At 73.3% G+C, this 18,001-nt stretch carries 14 protein-coding genes and 1 pseudogene; 5 read left to right on the top strand and 10 right to left on the bottom strand.

Going from position 1 to position 18,001, the window contains the following annotated elements:
* Nucleotides 1-86 precede the first annotated feature (86 nt).
* Both AC2RP6_RS34415 and AC2RP6_RS34410 read right to left on the bottom strand, forming a co-directional pair.
* Complete coding sequence (locus tag AC2RP6_RS34415) at nucleotides 87-2,819, bottom strand: CBM96 family carbohydrate-binding protein (protein ID WP_486449740.1); 2,733 nt, start codon at nucleotides 2,817-2,819, stop codon at nucleotides 87-89.
* A gap of 123 nt (nucleotides 2,820-2,942) precedes the next feature.
* Nucleotides 2,943-3,566, bottom strand: a complete 624-nt coding sequence (locus AC2RP6_RS34410; RefSeq protein WP_486449739.1) for a helix-turn-helix domain-containing protein — start codon at nucleotides 3,564-3,566, stop codon at nucleotides 2,943-2,945.
* A 65-nt stretch (nucleotides 3,567-3,631) separates the two neighbouring features.
* Between AC2RP6_RS34410 and AC2RP6_RS34405 the strand changes: the two genes are divergently transcribed.
* Nucleotides 3,632-5,188 (top strand): MFS transporter, encoded by a 1,557-nt coding sequence (locus AC2RP6_RS34405; RefSeq protein ID WP_486449738.1) that lies wholly within the window; start codon nucleotides 3,632-3,634, stop codon nucleotides 5,186-5,188.
* On the opposite strand, the gene AC2RP6_RS34400 is transcribed toward AC2RP6_RS34405, so the two are convergent.
* Entirely contained in the window at nucleotides 5,112-7,061 is a 1,950-nt protein-coding gene (locus AC2RP6_RS34400; protein ID WP_486449737.1) for a glycoside hydrolase family 5 protein, read from the bottom strand. The genes AC2RP6_RS34405 and AC2RP6_RS34400 overlap by 77 nt on opposite strands.
* Before the next feature lie 254 nt (nucleotides 7,062-7,315).
* Between AC2RP6_RS34400 and AC2RP6_RS34395 the strand changes: the two genes are divergently transcribed.
* The 3 genes from AC2RP6_RS34395 (at nucleotide 7,316) to AC2RP6_RS34385 (ending at nucleotide 9,393) form a co-directional block, all read left to right on the top strand.
* The gene (locus AC2RP6_RS34395) at nucleotides 7,316-7,624 is read left to right on the top strand and encodes a hypothetical protein (protein ID WP_486449736.1); all 309 of its coding nucleotides are present in this window, start codon (nucleotides 7,316-7,318) and stop codon (nucleotides 7,622-7,624) included.
* A gap of 278 nt (nucleotides 7,625-7,902) precedes the next feature.
* Nucleotides 7,903-8,364, top strand: coding sequence for a Crp/Fnr family transcriptional regulator (locus tag AC2RP6_RS34390; protein ID WP_385912743.1), 462 nt, complete (start codon nucleotides 7,903-7,905; stop codon nucleotides 8,362-8,364).
* A gap of 585 nt (nucleotides 8,365-8,949) precedes the next feature.
* Nucleotides 8,950-9,393, top strand: a complete 444-nt coding sequence (locus tag AC2RP6_RS34385) for an SSI family serine proteinase inhibitor (RefSeq protein ID WP_486449735.1) — start codon at nucleotides 8,950-8,952, stop codon at nucleotides 9,391-9,393.
* Between the two features lie 108 nt (nucleotides 9,394-9,501).
* Here the strand turns inward: AC2RP6_RS34385 and AC2RP6_RS34380 are convergent, their stop codons facing one another.
* From AC2RP6_RS34380 to AC2RP6_RS34370, 3 genes are read right to left on the bottom strand one after another with little or no spacing between them, the layout of a single operon-like run.
* Nucleotides 9,502-10,356, bottom strand: a complete 855-nt coding sequence (locus AC2RP6_RS34380) for a GNAT family N-acetyltransferase (protein WP_486449734.1) — start codon at nucleotides 10,354-10,356, stop codon at nucleotides 9,502-9,504.
* On the bottom strand, nucleotides 10,353-11,312 hold the full coding sequence (locus AC2RP6_RS34375; RefSeq protein ID WP_486449733.1) for an ATP-grasp domain-containing protein: 960 nt from the start codon (nucleotides 11,310-11,312) through the stop codon (nucleotides 10,353-10,355). Before AC2RP6_RS34375 ends, AC2RP6_RS34380 begins: the two co-directional genes overlap by 4 nt.
* A gap of 42 nt (nucleotides 11,313-11,354) precedes the next feature.
* Entirely contained in the window at nucleotides 11,355-11,807 is a 453-nt protein-coding gene (locus tag AC2RP6_RS34370; protein ID WP_486449732.1) for a hypothetical protein, read from the bottom strand.
* 162 nt (nucleotides 11,808-11,969) lie between these two features.
* Between AC2RP6_RS34370 and AC2RP6_RS34365 the strand changes: the two genes are divergently transcribed.
* Nucleotides 11,970-12,704, top strand: a complete 735-nt coding sequence (locus AC2RP6_RS34365; RefSeq protein WP_486449731.1) for an SIR2 family NAD-dependent protein deacylase — start codon at nucleotides 11,970-11,972, stop codon at nucleotides 12,702-12,704.
* Here the strand turns inward: AC2RP6_RS34365 and AC2RP6_RS34360 are convergent.
* From AC2RP6_RS34360 to AC2RP6_RS34345, 4 genes and pseudogenes are all read right to left on the bottom strand, one after another.
* Nucleotides 12,701-13,184: pseudogene (locus AC2RP6_RS34360) on the bottom strand (VOC family protein). The gene AC2RP6_RS34365 and the pseudogene AC2RP6_RS34360 sit on opposite strands and share 4 nt — an antisense overlap.
* A gap of 126 nt (nucleotides 13,185-13,310) precedes the next feature.
* Complete coding sequence (locus tag AC2RP6_RS34355; RefSeq protein WP_486449730.1) at nucleotides 13,311-16,886, bottom strand: bifunctional glycosyltransferase/CDP-glycerol:glycerophosphate glycerophosphotransferase; 3,576 nt, start codon at nucleotides 16,884-16,886, stop codon at nucleotides 13,311-13,313.
* Between the two features lie 192 nt (nucleotides 16,887-17,078).
* Nucleotides 17,079-17,453, bottom strand: a complete 375-nt coding sequence (locus AC2RP6_RS34350) for a hypothetical protein (RefSeq protein WP_486449729.1) — start codon at nucleotides 17,451-17,453, stop codon at nucleotides 17,079-17,081.
* 113 nt (nucleotides 17,454-17,566) lie between these two features.
* Nucleotides 17,567-17,932, bottom strand: a complete 366-nt coding sequence (locus AC2RP6_RS34345; RefSeq protein WP_486450549.1) for a roadblock/LC7 domain-containing protein — start codon at nucleotides 17,930-17,932, stop codon at nucleotides 17,567-17,569.
* Between the last annotated feature and the right edge of the window lie 69 nt (nucleotides 17,933-18,001).

Genomic DNA, 18,001 nt, shown 5'->3' with positions numbered 1-18,001 from the left:
ACGCCGGCGTCACGGCCGGCCCCGGGCACGCCAGAGGGCGCGGACCGGCGTGGTCCGCGCCCCCGGCGCCGCCCGGCGGCCTCGGGTCACGGCGCGCCGAAGGTGAGCGTCAGCTGCGGTGTGCCCTCGTTGGCCTGCGCTTCGGAGGACCACAGCCACAGGGCGTCCGTGCCGGAGCTGGTCAGTGCCAGGCTCAGGCTGCCGCCGAGTGACGCGGTGACGGACCCGGTCGTCAGCGCCGCGGTGTGCACCGCGGAACCGTCGGGGATCCCCGGGTAGGCGCCGAGGGGCGGACCTCCCAGGGCGGGGCGGTTGGTGTACGTCGTCGCCGCTTCGCTCCACGAGCCGGTCACCGGGACGACCGAGACGGTGTCCGTGGTGCCGGCGCCGCTCATGGTGCTCGTCCTCACGCTGAGGGTCGCCGACTTCAGCACGGTGCCGGCGGGCGCCGCCGGCACGTCGAAGCGCAGGTAGCTGGCGTAGAACGAGGTGCCGCGCACGGCGAGCGAGGACGACGTGCCGTAGGTGGTCCCGGGGGCCCCCGCGTTGGCGTAGGTGTCCTCGGCGGCGGTGACCTGGACCACCGAGTCGGCGGGGGCGCCGGCCAGGGCGTAGTGGTTCTGCACCTGCGCCGCGCTCAGCACGGTCGGGTAGACGGCGCTCTCGTCGAGCTGTCCCGCCCAGACGTCGCTCGTCGGGCGGTCGGGCCAGCCGTTCAGGTTGTCGCCGCCCGCGTGCCAGTAGCCGGAGTAGTTCTCGTGGGCGGTGACGGCCAGGGCGCCGCGCTGGACGCCGTCGACGTAGAGGGTCATCCCGCCGAGACCCTGGGTCGCGACGGCATGGTGCCACTGGTTGTCGTTGTAGGCGCCGCCGGTGGTGACGGTGCGGGTGGCTCCGGTGTAGACGCCGAAGACCAGCCGCCCGTCATTGGTCATGTAGAGGTGCTTGTCGTACTGGCTGCTGGTGCGGTCCTGGTTGCTGCCGAAACCGAAGAGCTTGCCGCCGCGGGTGGTGTTCGTCCTGAACCACGTCTCGACGGTGTAGGTGCTGCCGATCGTCTGCCGCCTGTCGGCGTGGACCCGGGAGTCCGTACCGTTGAAGCCGATCGCCGTGCTCGCGCCGGAGACGGCTCCGGGCGTCTGCCGCAGGGCGGGGGCGTTGAAGTGCACGCCGTTCTGGTTTCCTCCGGCCGAGCTGTCCGCGACGTAGGGCAGGACCGGGTCGTCGTAGCGCCAGTACAGCTGGGCTCCGTCGGCGCGGACCTGGTTCGGATAGCCTTCGGTGCCGGTCGGGACGGTCACGCTCGCCGTGGCGGACGGGGCACTGGTGTTGCCGGCCGCGTCGGTGGCCGTCACCCGGTAGGTGTAGGTCTGGCCGGGGGCGACGGTGGTGTCGGTCCAGGAGGCCTGCGGGCGCTTGAAGAACAGCGAGTCCGCCGTGACCGTGGCGATCGGCGTGGCCGCTCCGTTGCGGTGGATCCGGTAGGTCAGCGTGCTGTCGTCGAGGTCGAGGCTGGTGCGCCAGCGGACCTGTACCTCGCCCGGCTTGAAGGCGGCGGCGCTCGCCACGGGCACGGTGGGCGCGCCGGTGTCCCCGGTGGAGGAGAACCGGGTCAGGCTCTGCTGCGCCGCGCCGTTGACGGTGGTGAACTCCCCGCCGACCCAGAGGTATTCCACTCCGTTCTTCGCGCCGACCGTCATCACGCGCGGGCCGATGCCCTCGCCGATGCCGTCGTTGGTGTCGGGGGCCCAGCCGAGCTTTCCGGTGCCGGTGGTGGGCTGGGCGAGCAGGTGGTGGCGCTGGCCGTCGGGGAACTCCCCCACGCTGGAGCAGTCGTGCGCGTGCGAGGCGCTGTAGAGGACCCCCTCGTGCGGCAGCACGGCCTGGGTGGCGCCCAGGCAGGTGTCGCGCCAGCGCTGGCCGAAGCCGGGGAGGTCGAGGGCGATCCGGCCGTCGAAGACACCGCCGCCGGTGCCCTCGTTGGCGGTGTAGAAACCGGTGGCGTCGGTCGCGACGTCCTTGACGACGGAGTTGGTGTCGATGAAGCCGGGATAGGACTTGGTGAGGGCCCCGCTCGCGGCGTCGACGACGGCCAGCGCGTGGCTGTTCGTACCGTTGACGGTGAAGAAGTCCCCGCCGAGGACGACGTTCTCGCCGTCGGGGGTGACCTCCACGGCGCGTCCGGGCTCGTCGGCGTCGGCGGTGAAGGGCTTGAGCGCCCCGTCGGTGGCGCCGACGGCGGCGAAGCGCTGGCGCGGCTGGCCCGCGACGGTGAGGAAGTCGCCGCCCGCGTAGACGGTGTCGCCGGTGACGGCGAGGGCCCGCACGGTGGCCGCGAAGGCCGGGCGGAACGCGGTCTTCACGGCGCAGGTCGCCACGTCGATGGCGGCGAGGCTGGAGACCGGGGTGCCGTTGACGGCTCCGAAGTACCCGCCCGCGTAGAGGGTGGACTTGTCGGGTGAGAGGGCGAGCGCCCGGACGGTCGCGGTGCCGGACCCGACGGTGAAGGACAGTTTGCAGGAGGTCGGCGCACCCGTGGCGGCGTCCAGCGCCACGAAGTTCACGGCCTGCTGCTCGCTGCCGGCGCCGCCCGCGGGCGGGCGCACGGCGGAGAAGGTGCCGCCGGCGAAGACCTGCCCGCCGGCCTCGGCGAGGGCCCAGACGACGCCGTTGGGCTGCCAGGTCGACAGTGCGTCGGCGGTGAAGGCGACGGGCGGCGTGAGTGCCGCCGCCTGTGGGGCGAGGGCGAGTCCCAGCCCTGCTCCGGTTCCGGTCAGGGACAGGGCGAGAGAGACCGCCAGTCCACGGGATCTGCGCATGAACCCCCCAGTTCGGTGTGCGGTGCGACCGTGGGGCACGGTCGGCGGGTCATGGCCGGAAACCGCCGTACTTACGTACACGACCATGCTTACGGCGCACCCTAGAGCGAATCCGCGACCGGTTCACCCTTCTTGACGTTTTGGATGCCGAACCGCACGGGGCTTGGCACGGACGTGCATGCGCTCCCCCTGCCGCCCGAACAGGCTGAGGATCTCCACGGGACGGCCGTCCGCGCTGGTGAACCAGTGCGGCAGCCGGGTGTCGAACTCGGCCACCTCTCCCGGGCCGAGGACGAGGTCGTGCTCGGCGAGCACGAGCCGCAGCCGGCCGTCGAGCACGTACAGCCACTCGTAGCCCTCGTGCGTGCGCGGGTCCGGCTCCGCGCCGCGGTCGGGGATCAGCATCTTGAACGCCTGGAGCGGGCCGGGGCTGCGGGTGAGCGGTACGACCGTGCCACCGCCCGGCATCGTGCGGGGCTTCAGCCGCACCCGGGGGTCACCGACCTCGGGGGCGCCGACGAGGTCGTCCAGGGGGACGCGGTAGGCGCCGGCGAGCGGCAGCAGCAGTTCCAGGCTGGGACGGCGCTGCCCGGACTCCAGGCGGGAGAGGGTGCTCCTGGAGATGCCGGTCGCCTCGGAGAGCGCGGCGAGGGTGAGACCGCTCCGGGCGCGCAGGCGCCGCAGGCGGGGGGCCACCTGGTCGAGGACCGCCTGGTGGGAGGGGGTGCTTCCATGCGACCATTCCATCCCGGCGTCCCGGAATCGGCAACAAGGTTTGCCGCATGAGCACGGTGGGGCGGACCGTCCTCCGCATGACACCACCCAGAGCCCCCGGCACCACTGCCGGTCCCGGACCGGCCGCCGTCCGGCCGGCCGCCTTCCGGCCCGCACTCGCCGGCCTGTCCCTGTCCATGCTGCTGTCCGCCCTGGGCACGAGCATCGCTCCCGCCGCCCTGCCGACCCTGGCGGACGGCTTCACGGCCCCCTTCCGGTCGGTCCAGTGGGTCGTGCTGGCCCATCTCCTCGCCGTCACCGCCCTGGTGGTCGGCGCCGGACGGCTCGGGGACCTCTTCGGGCGCCGCCGGCTGCTGATGGCCGGGCTCGCCCTGTTCACCGTCGCCTCAGGAGTGTGCGCGGCCGCGCCGACGCTGTGGCTGCTGATCTCCGCACGGGCGGTCCAGGGCGTCGGAGCGGCTTTCATGATGGCCCTGACCATGGCGTTCGTCGGAGAGGCGGTCCCGCAGGAACGGACGGGCCGCGCCATGGGCCTGCTCGGCACGATGTCCGCGGTGGGCACGGCACTCGGGCCCTCGCTGGGCGGCGTTCTGATCGCCGGCTCCGGCTGGCGGGCGGTCTTCGCGGCCCCCGTCCCGCTGGGCGTCGCCGCGCTCCTGCTCGTCGCCCGCCACCTGCCCGCGGACCGGCAGGCCGCCGGGACCGGCCGGGACCGCTTCGACGGCGCCGGCACGCTGCTGCTGTCGCTGACGCTGGCCGCCTACGCCCTCGCCATGACCCTGGGCCGTGGTGGTTCAGGCGTCCTCGGTGCGGCGCTGCTCACCGCCGCCGCCCTCGGCGCCGGCCTCTTCGTCCGGGCGCAGGCCCGTGCGGCATCACCGCTGGTGCCCCGGGCGGTCCTGCGTACCCCCGGTCTGCCCGCCGCCCTCACCACGAGCGCGCTCGTCTCCACCGTGATGATGACGACGCTCGTGGTCGGACCGTTCCAGCTGTCCTGCGGGCTCGGACTCGACGCGGCCCTCACCGGGCTCCTCCTGTCGGTCGGCCCGCTGGTCGCGGCCGTGACCGGGGTGCCCGCCGGGCAGCTCGCCGACCGCGTCGGCGCGGCCCGCGCGACGCTCCTGGGCCTCACCGCGATGGCGGCCGGCGCCCTCGCCCTGTCCGTGGCACCGGCGCGGCTGGGCGCCGCCGGCTACGTCGTCCCGCTCGCCGTACTGACCGCCGGATACGCGGTGTTCCAGACGGCGAACAACACGGCCGTCATGGCGGAGGTGCCCGCGGACCGGCGCGGAGTGATCTCCGGCACGCTGGGCCTGGCCCGCAACCTGGGGCTCGTCACCGGCGCCTCCGTCATGGGCGCGGTGTTCGCGCTGGCGGCGGCCGCGGGGGACGTCGCGTCGGCATCGCCCGCGGCGGTGGCCACCGGCACGCGGACGGCCTTCGCGGCGGCGGCGGCCCTGGTCCTCCTCGCGCTCGCCGTGGCGGCGCGCGGCCGCGCCGGGTCCGTCCCGTCGGACGAGGGACCCGGCACGGCCGGCGCTGCGCCGCGGACACGGCTCAGGGGGCGTCGGGGCCCGGCAGAGGACGGCAGAGCAGGGCGGCCGGGGACGGGCGCGCGGCGAACCGGGTCGTGAAGGCGATGCCCGCCGCGTACTCGGTGGGCAGGCACTGGCCCTTGTGGTTCCCGAGGGCGAAGTCGCCGCCGGGGCCGCCCGGCGGTCGGTTGTCACCGCGGTCGAACCAGAGGGTCCGGCCGCCCGCCGGGAGGGCCGTACGGGCCGGGGCGCACAGCGCGGCCGAGACCCGCTCGCCCCGCAGGCTGTATCCGGTCATGAACCGGCCTTCCGGGCACTGGAACTTGGTGTAGCCGGTGGCCCAGTCCCCGCCCGCCGGGACGTACCGCTCGTCGCGGACCACGGTGTGCCCGCCGCCCGGGGCGCGCAGGCCGGAGCCGGTGCACAGGCCGCGGCCGCCGGTGTGGGAGAGGCCGGCGAGGCGCGCCCCGTCGGGGCAGACCGCCTTGCGGGCCCCGCTGTCCCAGTCGCCGCCCGCCCGGGTGAGCAGCGAGGCGTTGTGGTCCCGGTGGTCGGTGGTCAGCTGGTACCAGGTGGTGCCGACGGGTACGGGGCCCGTGCGGCCGGGCGCGGCGAGGAGCCCGGACCAGCGCGGGGTGCGCCAGTCCCCCGCGTCCAGGACGCCGGAGCGGCGCCCGGCCGCGTCGTAGCGGAGCAGCGCCCAGCTGTCGCCGCCGGGGACGCCCTGGGCGGTGGTGCTCCAGCCGACGAGGGGCCAGTAGGCGAAGTCCGCGTCGTGGCGCGCGAGGTGTCCGGTGAGGCGGTCGAACCAGGTGCGGGGGGCGGCGCCCGTCTCGTCGGCCCCGATGCCGAACTCACTGATCCAGACGGGTGCGGTGAAGTGGGCCCCGGTTTCCGCGGAGACGAAGAAGGCCTGGTCGTAGAGGGTCTGTTCGAGCTGCTCCGCGGTCATGTCCTGGTAGCGGAGGTCGCTGGTCTCGCCGATTCCACTGGCCCCGCTGTGCCGGGGGCCGGTGTAGCCGTAGAAGTGGGCGGCGTAGACGAGCTTGTTCGAGACGACCAGGGTGTGCGAGAGGGTCCGTGCCGGAGTGAGGGTGGGCCGTCCGTGCGGGAAGCCGTCCACGGGCAGGCCGAACCAGTTGATGCCTTCGATCACGATCAGCAGGTCCGGGTTGGCCTCGGTGAGGATCCGGTCGGCGGCCTCCTGGGCGGCCGCGTGCCAGTCGTGGTGGTCGCCGAGGCCCCAGTTGGGGTCGTCCCAGACGTCGCGGCGGACCTCGTTGTAGAGGTCGGCGCCGACCACGCGCGGGTTGTCGCGGTAGCGGCGGGCGAGGAAGACCCAGTCGTCGGCCCACTGGGCGGTGGAACGGCCGCTGTTCCAGCGTTCGTTGCCGTCGAGTCCGCAGCACCAACGGGTGGTGACCGTGTGGTTGTTGAGGATGACGGCGAAGCCGGCGTCGGTGAGGGCGGCGACCACGGCGTCGTAGACCTGGAGCGGTGTGCGGCCGCGCAGCGCCGGATTGGCGGCGACGGCCGCGTCCGGGACCGGTGTGGTGGTGCGCAGCATCTCGTTGGAGAAGGGCAGCCGGACGCTGTTGAGCCCCAGGGCGCGGAAGTCGGCGAGCAGGGTGGGCAGCGGGACCCGGTCCAGGCCGAGCGGGATGCCGTTGGCGTTCTGGCCGCTGTGGTGCGTGGCGGGGTCGTTGCGGTCGCCGGAGCCGTTCCAGGAGCCCTGGGCGCCGTCCCAGTTGCCGGAGCGCAGGCGGAACCGGTTGCCGTGTCCGTCGACGATGTACCGGCCGCGCGTGGAAAGCGGCGGGGTCCAGGCTTCGGCGGTGACGGCTGCGGGTGCCTCGGCCGCCGGGGATGCCGGGGCCGGCGGGGCCGTCGGGTGTGCCGGCGCGGCCTGGGCGGGCAGGGCGCCGGCCGTGAGCAGGAAGGCGCACAGGGCGGCGCGTAACAGGGTTCTCATCGTGCTCCCGCCGGGTTCGGCCGCCCGGTCGGGCGGCTGGCGCGGGTCAAGTTACCGGCGGGTCGCTTCGGAGGGAAGTCGATCGTCCGCACGCTTTCGGCGGGTCCTGCCGCCACGGCGGCCCGTGCGGACCCACCGGATCCGGCCGCCCGGGCCCGCTCACGCAGGGTCACCCTGCGGAAACGGCCCCGCGTGGCGCCGCGCGCCTCTACCGTGCCCTGAGGGACGGGGCTCGGCGGCGGAGGGCGGGGCGGATGAACGAGGAAGAGGACATGCGGCTGGCGGGGATGACGCCGGAGATCTCCCGTCGCACCCTCGTCATGCTGCGCGGTCTCGCGGGCCTGGAGCCGCCGGAGCAGGTCCCGGAGGAGGCCATGGTCGTGGCCGACGCGGTCCTGGCCGAATACGGCACCGACGGCCTGCGGGTCCTGGTGATGACACTGGCGGCCTGGGCCACGGCGCAGATAGAGAACGTAGCCGAGCTGAGCGGGCGCAGCCACGAGGCCGTGCTGGACGCGATGGAACTGGCCTGCATGGAGGCGAACGCCGAGGACCAGCCCTAGGTCCTGTCGTCAAAGTGGCGCCGGTCAGGCCCGCGGTGTCCGGTGCCGTGCATCGCAAGGCGGAGGGGCGCCCGAGTACTGGACGTACGTGGGCGCCCCGACAACGCGGCGAGGTGCGGTGCCGGGCGCCGCGGGCCAGGTGCAACTTTGACCACAGGGCCCAGGGGGTGTACGGGCGGGCCGGGAAGAAAGGGGTGTCGCGGGCCGGTCCGGATCGCGTCGCGTCGGCGACACTGGGAGCAGCAGGAGCGTCGCGGGGGGTCCGATCGGAGGCCGTCGTGAGCACACCTTCCCCCATCCGCATGGCCGCAGTGTTGTCCACGGAGCACCGTGGGCGGCTGATGGCGCAGGCCCATGAGGTGAATTTCCCGGAGAACGCGCGGATCTTCGACGAGGGCCACCGGGCGGAGTCCTTCTGGATCGTGCGCTCGGGCACGGTGACCCTGGAGGTGCCGGTGGCCGGCCGACGGCCCGCGCAGGTGGAGAACCTCGGCCCCGGTGAGCTGGTCGGTTGGTCCTGGCTGTTCCCTCCGTACGTGTGGCAGCTCGGCGCGGAGGCGATGACGCCGGTGCGCGCGTACGAGTTCGACGCGGCGGCCGTCCGGATGCTGATGGACGCCGATCCCGCCTTCGGGTCCGCGGTCGGGCACTGGGTCGGACGCGTGCTCGCGATGCGGCTCCAGCAGACGCGCACCCGCTTGCTGGACCTGTACGCCCCGCGCCTGGGCGCGACCGGCTAGGGAGTGTCCGGCGGATCATGGCCGGCCCCGGCCCGCCTTGATCCGCCGGACACCCCCCCCAGGCGCCCCCGGACTGCTGGGGTCCGCGCCCCCTCCGGGCTTGCTGCGCGGGCGCTCCCAGGGGTGTGACGAGGACCGACGGGAAGTCCGCCGGGGCGGCCCGCCGCTGCGGTTGCGCCGGCCGCCGCCGCGGGAGAGCGCCGGCCCGGGCGACCTCGACCCGTACGTGCCGCCGGCCGACCGCGGCCGACCGCCGGCGCTGCGTTCCGTGGGCGCTCGGCGGACACGTACTGCTGCGGGGGGGGCGCCGACGAGGGTGGGTCGAAGCCGCTCGGGCCGGTGGCGCCCGGCGTCGTTTCGGGCGGGTGAGCGGGGGCCGGCGCATGTTTCGGGGAGGTCTCCCGGTCGCTGTTCGGCCGATTCGGCCGTGCGCTCCCGCACAGGTCACGCCCCCGCCACGGCTGCGGTCTGCACTCATCCGTACACGATCGGTGACGGAAAATGAGGGCCCGAACGGGCGTTCGCGACTCCCGTGGGCAAGACTCTGTCCGCTATCCGAAACAACAACCCGAGGGAGTGTTCGCAATGCGGTCCATCGCAAGGGGTCTCGGACTCGGTTCCGCCGCCATGGCGCTCACCGCGCTCACCGCGCTGGCCTGGCCCGGAACGGCCGGCGCGGCGCCGGCCGGTACGCAGAGTCTGTACGCGCCGTCCGCGCTGGTGCTCAGCGTGACGGCGGGCCCGGACGCCGACACCGGCACGGCGCTGCGGGCGGTGACCCTCGTCTGCGCGCCCGGGCCCGGCGGGACCCACCCGAACCCGGCAGCCGCGTGCCGCGAGTTACGCGCCGCCGGTGCGCAGCTCGACCCGCTCGCCGCGCCCGCCGCCGACGCCGTGTGTACCAGGGAGTGGAACCCCATGTCGGTGTCCGCCGACGGGGTCTGGCAGGGCCGTCGGCTCCACTACACCTACACCTTCGCCAACCCCTGCGGCCTGCGGAACAGCGCGGGCGTGCTCTTCGACTTCTGAACCCGCGTGACGCGCGACGGGCCGGGCGACGCCGTGCGACCGCCGCCCGGCCCGTCCGCAGCGCCCGGGTCTGCGTACCGGGGGGCCCCGGCCCGACGGAGGCTTTGCTCAGCCCAGTTCGAGGCTGGTCACACCGAACAGCTCGGCCAGGGCGAGGTCCGGCACCGGCCCGGTGTACATCCGGGCGGCCTCGAAGGTCGGGCGCATGCCCAGGCCCTTGAAGAGCGCGGTCGCCTCCGGGTTGGCGTCCGGGACGTCCACGGCCACCGGCCCGCCGGACGCGTGCCGCGCCAGTCGCCGCAGCAGGGCGGCCGCCACCGCGGGAGTGGCCGCGTACAGGGGGCCGATCCGGTGGGCGGCACTGCACGGACGGATCACGCCCAGGCCCTCGATCCGGCCGTCGCGAACGGCCGCCAGGGCGGTCCGTCCCGGCAGCCCGGTCCAGGCGGACAGGAAGGCGTCCCGCGGTGCGGGGAAGAACCGCCGGTCGTAGGCGGCGAGCAGGCCGAAGGGGAGCGTGGCGGCGTCGACGATCTCGACGCCGCCTCCGTCGTCCGGGGTGTCGCCACCGTGGGGCACGCCTTCGAAGCGCACGTTGTTCCAAGCGGAACGGAAACCGGACGTACGGTAGTTGCCCTGCTGTTCGACAACACCGTCCAGGCCGACGAGCCGCCCGTCGAGGCGTTCCATCCCGGCACGCCAGAGGCGGATGCCGTAGCCGCGGCCGCGGAAGGCCGGGCGGGCGATGTAGAGGCCGATAAAGCCGAAGCCGGCCCCGTAGCGGACGGCGGAGATGCAGGCCACCGGTTCCCCGTCGAGCCGGCCGACGAGGAAGCCGCCGGGGTCGGCCACGGCGAAGGCGAAACGGTCCGAGTCCCCCGGGTTCCAGCCCTCCTCGTCGGCCCAGCCGCGGATCATCTCCATGTCGGCGGCACTGGCCCCGGTGATCTCGAATCCCGTCATAGCGGTGTTGTACCAGATGCCGCGGGGGCCCGCAGGGGTGCCTGACCGGCCGCCAGGATCCGGACGAACGCGTCGAGAGCGGCCCCCTGGCGGAGGTCGCTCACCTGCCCGTCGCCCACCTCGACGACGCGCCAGACACCGTCGGCGCGCAGGGCCAGATCGGTGGTCACGAAAGGACATCCGAGGGCCTCGACGGCCTCGCGGACCGGCCCGAGGTCGGGGATCACGACCTCGGCGACGGGGCTGTCGGGGTGGGCGGTCACCAGCCGCGGCTCCGCGTCCCGCCACCACACGCGCACCTCGGCGGCGGCGGCCGCGCCCGCCTCCGTCCGCGGTGCGACGAAGTCCTCGAAGGTCCTCAGGACCACACCGCCCGCCAGGAACTCCTCCTGGAGCGCCACGAACCGGCCGACCACCCGGTGCAGGGCGGCCGCGTCGCCGAGGTCGGGCACGTAACAGGCCTCGTCCCACTCGTGCTTGCGCGACTTCACGTAGTCCTTCACGACAGCGGCACCGGGCGGCAGGCCCGCGGCGAGGGCCGTGAGCCGGTGCGGGTCCGGCGTCCGGCCCGGGTCGGTCGGCAGCCAGGCGCTGGCCGGTGTGAGACCGTCGAAGGTCCGGTACCAGCCGGGGAGTTCGTGGGCCCGGCGGTACTCCTGCACGGTGACGGCGAGCCGGCCGCCGCGGCGGCGCAGGGCGGCGTCCAGCGCCCCGTACCGGTCCGCGGGGACCATCCAGCCGCGGTACCAGAGCGCACCCGCACCCTCGGGCACCCGGCCGAGGGCCCGCTCGGTCTCACCGGCGAGCAGCGCATCGTGATCCACGAGCAGCACCCTGCCCCCGGCGGCGCGCAACTGCCGGGCCTCCGCCGCGAAATGGGCGTCGACCCGGCGCTCGTCCAGAGGATCGCGGCAGTACAGCACGGCGGCGGTCACGTCGTCGTTCGTCGCGGGCATGCGCCCACCCTACCCAGGCAGTGTCGCGCCCGGACGGCGGAATCAGCCCGCGCAGATCACGTCGTCGATCCGGATCGGCTTGGAGTCGAGGCGTACGTACGCGGTGAAGGTGTCGGTCGTGTCCCCGCCCCAGTGGGTGGTGACGGTGGCCCAGCCGACCCCGGCCGCCTGGGCGACGGTGACCGGGCCGATGCCGATGTCCTGGGGGGCGTTCTGTGCGCAGAGCAGGACGTCGGACTGCGTGTGCGCCTGTCTGTCCAGGAGGACCTGCGAGACGTGGTGGCGGCGGTCGTGCACGGACGGCCCGTGCTCCCCGTAGAAGCGCGCGAGGAAACGGCCGATCTGATCCGCGGTGTGCCCCTGCGGGGCGGCCGCGGGGGCCACCGCCGCGGATGCGGCGACGGCGGACGCGGCGACGGCGGGCACGGGCGCCATGACCGGCAGGGCCGACAGGGCCAGCAGCAGGGCACCGAGGCGGTGGGGCTTCAGCATCATGTCCGCTTTGTACCCGCCCGGCCGGTCCACCGGGAAGGCCCGGCCCGGATCTCACTCCTGTGGGGGTCGGGATTCACCGCAGGAACGCCCCTGCCTCCCCCGGGCGGTCGGCGCACGGTAATGGGGTCGCGGGCGGGCCGCGGTCCTCCGTAGGGTCGGCGCATGGGAAAGCCGCTCGTCGCAGTGTTCAGTGGGGCCGGGATGTCCACCGACTCCGGAATTCCGGACTACCGGGGGCCGCAGGGCCTGTGGCGTCGTGAGCCGGACGCCGAGAAGCTCGTGACCTACGAGTACTACATGGCCGATCCTGAGATCCGGCGGCGCTCCTGGCTGATGCGGGCCGAGATCGGCGCGCTCGGAGCACGGCCGAACGCCGCACACGTGGCCGTGGCCGAGCTGGAGCGCGGGGGCACGCCGGTCCGGGTGATCACCCAGAACGTCGACGGGCTGCACCAGCTCGCCGGGATGCCCGCGCGCAAGGTGTTCGAGCTGCACGGCACCGCCCGGTCCGTGGTGTGCACGGCGTGTCATGCCCGGTCGGAGATGGACGAGGCACTGGCCCGGGTCGCCGCCGGTGAACCCGATCCCGCCTGCATGGCGTGCGGCGGGATCCTCAAGGCGGCGACCGTGATGTTCGGCGAGCGGCTCGACCCCGTGGTGCTGGGGCAGGCGATGGCCGTGGCCAAGGGCTGCCAGGTCTTCATCGCCGTCGGGTCGACCCTGCAGGTGCAGCCGGCGGCCTCGCTGGCCGGCCTGGCCGCGGAGGCCGGGGCCCGCCTGATCATCGTGAACGCGGAGGAGACCCCGTACGACGGCCTCGCCGACGAGGTCGTCCGCGAACCGATCGGCACCGCCCTCCCGGCCCTGCTGACCAGGATCGCCCAGGACACCCTTTAGGGAGTGTCGGCGGCGCGGCGCATCTCGGCGACGTCCAGCTTCTTCATCTTCATCATGGCGGCCATGGCACGGGACGCGCGTCCCGGGTCGGGGTCGCTGACGCAGCTCGACGGCGCCCGGCGGGATGACCTGCCAGGACACCCCGAACTTGTCCTTGACCCAGCCGCAGGCGGACTCCTGGCCGCCGTCCTTGGTCAGCGCGTCGTAGTAGTAGTCCGCCTCGGCCTCGTCGACGCAGTCGATCTGGAAGGAGATGGCCTCGGTGAAGGGGAACTGCGGTCCGCCGTTGAGGCCGACGAACCTCTGCCCGTTGACCTCGAACTCGACGGTCATCACCGAGCCCTCCTGGTCGGGGTTCGCCTGCGTGTAGCGCGCGATCCGCCCGATGCTGCCGTCCTTGAAGACGGACAGGTAGTAGTCGGCCGCCGCTTCCGCGTCGCCGTCGAACCACAGACACGTGGTGAAACCGTTGCCGCTCATCTCTGCCTCCGGACCGTTGTGCGGGCGGTGGACACCGCCTCCGCACATACAGACCGGCCCCGGGCCCGAAAGTCATCGGTGGGCCCGGGGCCGGTCCTCATGGGGCCGGGAATTCGACCGTACGGCCTACTTCGCGGGCTCCGCGCCCAGCGCGAGCATCCGCTCGACGACGCGCTCGGCGGCGTCGCCCTTGTCCAGGTCGCAGAACTCCTCGCGGAACGCCGCCCGCGCCGCGGCGTACTCGGCCCCGACCGCGTCCGCGTCCCGCACGGCCGCGATCAGGCTGTCCGAGTCGGCCAGCAGCGGGCCGGGCGCCTTCGCCTCCAGGTCGAAGTTGAAGCCGCGCAGCGTGCCGCGGTAGTGCTCCAGGTCGTACGTGAAGAGCAGGATCGGCCGGTCGGTGAGCGCGAAGTCGAAGATCGCGGAGGAGTAGTCCGAGATCAGCACGTCGGCGACGAGCAGCAGGTCGGTGGCGTCGGGCCAGCGGGACACGTCGACGACGAAGCCGTCGCGGACGCCCTCGCGGACCTGCTCGGTGACGTGGTGGTGGCCGCGGATCAGCAGGACGTGGTCCTCGCCCAGCTCGCGCCGGGCCCGGTCCAGGTCGATGCGCTGGTCGAGCTTGTAACCGCCGCTCCAGCCCTCGCAGTTCTCACGCCAGGTGGGCATGTAGAGGACGACCTTCTTGCCCTCGGGCAGGCCGAGCCGGCGCCGGACCTCGGCGATCCGCTCCGCGTCCGGCCGCACCAGCGCGTCGGTGCGCGGGCTGCCGGCCTCGATGACCTCGCCCTCGTAGCCGAGGGCCCGCTTGAGCAGGGGCGTGGCGTAGGAGCTCGGGGAGGCGAGCAGGGTCCACTGCGCGCTGTCGTGCGCCAGGCCCTCCAGGATCTCCGGGCTCGTGTAGTAGTCGTGCACGAAGTCGTGGCCGATCTGCTTGATCGGCGTGCCGTGCCAGGTCTGGACGACGACCTGGCCGGGGCGGCGCTGGAACAGGGCCGGCACGCTGTCGTTGGTCACGACGTACCGGGCGCGGGCGAGGACCTCCCACCACTCCACGCTGCCGTACTGCACGGCGCGGGCGGTCGCGGGGACCTCGGCGCGGCCGTCGCGGACCAGCCAGATGTGCTCCAGCTTCTCGCCGCGGCGCAGCAGTTCCTCGTGGATGGCGCGGGGTGCGTCACCGGCGCCGTGCCCCTGGAAGGTGTCGTAGACGACGATGTCCTTGACCGGCAGGGCGCGCTGCGCCGGGTAGGTCTCGAAGCGGGCGACGCGCTGGGCGTAGCGGGAGCGGTCGTGCGGGCTCAGCAGCGGGTCGGCGACGAGCACCATGCGGTCGTGGAAGCGGGTCTCGATCCGCATCCGGCGGCCCTGCACGGTGAGCGGGTGCGGGCCGGCGAAGAGCAGGCCCGGTGCCATCTGCACGGGCGCGCCGCGGTCCACGCCGAGCAGGCCGGCCGTGGTGCCGCCCTGGGCGGCCGGGCGCAGGGTGGGCCACCAGCGGCCCTCGGGGAGCGTGGTGCTGCCGGCGAACGGCTCGGGGAGCACGGGCCGGAAGGTGCTCTCGAAGGCGTCGCCGTCGCGGGTGACGGGGTAGGTGAACTCCATGCCGTGCGCGTTGTGCAGGACGAGTTCGTGGGGCTCGTCGGTCGGCGCGACGAACCGGCCCCGCAGGGTCAGGGTGCCGTCCTGGACCTCGACCGCGTCGACGAGGGGCGGGGAGGGCTGCACGGAGAGGGTGAGGTGACCGGTGTTGCCGCGCTTGACGAAGAGGGCGCGGCCCGCGGTTTCGCCGGGCAGGGACACGGCCAGGCCGTTGAAGCCGCCGCGCTCGTCGTGGGCCAGGCGGTGCTCGGTGCCGTCGGCGCCGACCACGGAGAGGCTCCACGGCTCGGGGGCCCATTCGCCGGGCTCGCAGGCGGCGTCCGGTACGGCGGCCAGGTCGGCCAGCGCGACGCGGGCGGTGAAGGGGGTCCGGCCGCCGGTGGCGGCGCCCTTCTCCAGCGGGAAGTCGACGGTGGCGCCGGTGGGGACGTGGACGGCCTTGAGGCGGGCGGCGTCGACCCCGGCGGAGAGCTCGCCGATGATCTCGACGGCGTCGTCGCCCGCGGGCCGGGCGTCCAGGGCACGGGCCCGGGTGACCTCCACCTGGATGGTCAGGGCGCCGGAGACGGCCGGGACGATCCGGACGTCGGGGGCGACCCAGAACGGGGGCGGGTTCTGGCCGGTGTCGTGCTCACCGCCGCGGAGGCGGGCCCGGTGCAGGCCGCCGGCGCCGGTGACGGCGATGGACGTCGTCCACGTCCCGTCGTTCCACTTGCCGCCCGACTGGAAGATCGAGGGGTCGACGACGGCGGTGAAGCCGGCCCAGTCGGCGTGCCGCAGGGCGAGGTGCGGGGACTTCACGGTGGCCATCGGGGAGGCGACCGTACGGGTGCTGACGACGGAGCGGCGACGCTTGCCGCCCTCGCGGAAGATCAGCATCTTGCGGGAGCCGAGCCGGCTCTCCGCGCCCAGGTGGCCGGGCAGGGCGTAGCCGCGCAGCAGCAGCTTGCCGTCGGACCAGGCCGCCTGCTCCAGGCGGCTGACGACGCGGCGCTCGCGCGTGCCGAGGGTGAGAATCTTGGCGGGGACCGGCGGGCGGCCCTGCAGGAAGGGGTAGTCCGCCTGGGGGCGGGCGAGGCCCTTGACCGGCACGCTGTAGCTGTAGTCGCGCTGGTGGTTCAGGAGTGCGATGAAGTCCTCGACGCGGCCTTCGCCGGCGAGGTACGCCTTGAGGCGGTCGGCGACGGTCAGGTCGGGCCAGGGGCCGGTGCCGATCTCGCGGACGAGGCCGCCGACCTCCTTGACGAACGCGGCGCGGAAGTCGGGACCGCCCTCTGCGACGTACTTGTAGATGAGCGGGAGTTCCTCGCTCAGCACGTTGTAGTCGTAGTCGCGCAGGTAGCGGACGTACTTGGGGCCCTGCTTGGCCTTGAGGGACTCGCGGACCAGACGGACGGACTTCACGCGGTCGATGAGGGAGACCGGGTCGGTGGAGCGCTGGGTGATGGAGCGCTCTCCGGTCTCGCGGACGCGCCAGTGGTAGACGCAGTCGCTGAGGATGTCGACGCTGGAGGCGAAGTAGTGCGCGGGGATGCTGACCGGGGCGTCCTCGTAGAGGATGCCCTCCGGGTACTGGAAGCCGTGCTCGTCCCAGAAGGTGCGCCGGTAGACCTTGTTCCAGGCGGTGCGGTCGGTGACCAGGGCCGGGAACTTGGAGATGTGCGTTTTGAGCTGGGTCTTGGCGAAGGCGGCGCGGTGGCCCCACGACTGGTTCATGCCGACCGAGCGGAAGCGCTTGACGTTGCCGCCGGCGAAGTCGGAGCCCGTTTCGTCGAGCGCGTCGATCAGCCGCTGGTAGGCGTAGTCCGGCATGGTGTCGTCGCTGTCGACGAAGGCGAGGTATTCGCTGTCCGGGTGGATGTGGCGGGCGCCGGCGTTGCGTGCGGCGCCGAGGCCGGCGTTCTCCTGCATGACGACCCGGAAGCGCTTGTCACGCGCCGCGAAGGCCTTGGCTATGACGGCGCTGGTGTCCGTGGAGCCGTCGTCCACGAGGATGGCCTCGAAGTCGCCGAAGGTCTGAGCGGCGATGGATTCCAGGCACTCGTCGAGGTAGAGCTCGACGTTGTAGACGGGGACGACGATGCTCAGGCGCGGGGGCATGGGTGGCGGTTTCTCCAGCGTTTTTTTGCTTTGTCGATGATCAGCTCACAGCATCTTACTCTGTAACAGAGCTATAAACTCCACCCATATGGGGCATAGGGCGCTGATCGCCGGGGCGGACGGCAAAGAATTCAGCCGTCCGCCACTTCGACGCTGCGGATGGGACGTGACCCGTCCCGGTCGGTGAACCGTTCAGATCTCCAGTTCTGCTTCGATCTTCTTCAGCTGATGGCGTGCCATGGCGAGGTTGGCCCGCTTCTTGTCGAGGGCCAGGTACAGGAAGAAGCCCACGGAGCCGCGGCCCTTCATGAGCCGGATCAGGTGGTACTGACTACCGAGGGTGATCAGGATGTCCTCGATCTCGTCCTTGAGGCCGAGGAGCTCCATCGTGCGCACCTTGGCGCGCACGACGTCCGTATTGCCGGCCGCGGCGACCGCGAGGTCGAGTTCCTTGCCGCCGCCGATGGTGCCCAGGGCCATGCCGCTGCCGTAGTCGACCAGGGCCGCGCCGATCGCGCCCTCGATGACGGTGGTGGCTTCCTTGAGCGCGGTCTCCACGTTGACCATGAGAGTTCCTCTTTCTGTTTTCTGTTTCGCTGTAGCTGGTTGTTGTTTGCGTGTGACTGTCGGTAGTTGTCCTGAATGCGACGGGTCCGCCCTGCGGTCGGACCGTGCGCGGATCAGGCGGGCGCGGTGCCGGGGCCCCGGCGCGCGAGGGTGTGCTCGATCAGTTCGGCGATGCGCAGGCTGGAGCGCCGGGCCTCCAGATGGAGCCGTCCGACGTTGACGCGGGGTTCGGCGGTCAGGGTGAGGACGGCCGCCACGCCCGCGGCGTAGGTGGCGACGTATCCGTCGGCGCCGCGCACGAGCAGTTCGCGGAACGCCCCCTGGCCCGTGCTGTCGCTGAGCCGCTGGGCCACGCCGAGGGCCGCGGCGGTCAGGGCGGCCACGGCCTCGGCCTCGGCGGCGGCGCTGTCCTGGGCGAGGACGAAACCGTCGGTGCTCGCGGCGAGGGCGCCGGTGAGCTGGGGTACGCGGGCCCGCAGCCTGCGGAAGCTCGGCGAGTATCTCGGCCTCCGCCTCGGGCGGGAGCGTACTCATGTCGGCCTTTCTCC

Source organism: Streptomyces sp. WAC03905, assembly GCF_057371075.1.
The sequence above is the reverse complement of the archived record's forward strand: the minus strand, read 5'-3'. Positions and strand labels throughout refer to the sequence as shown.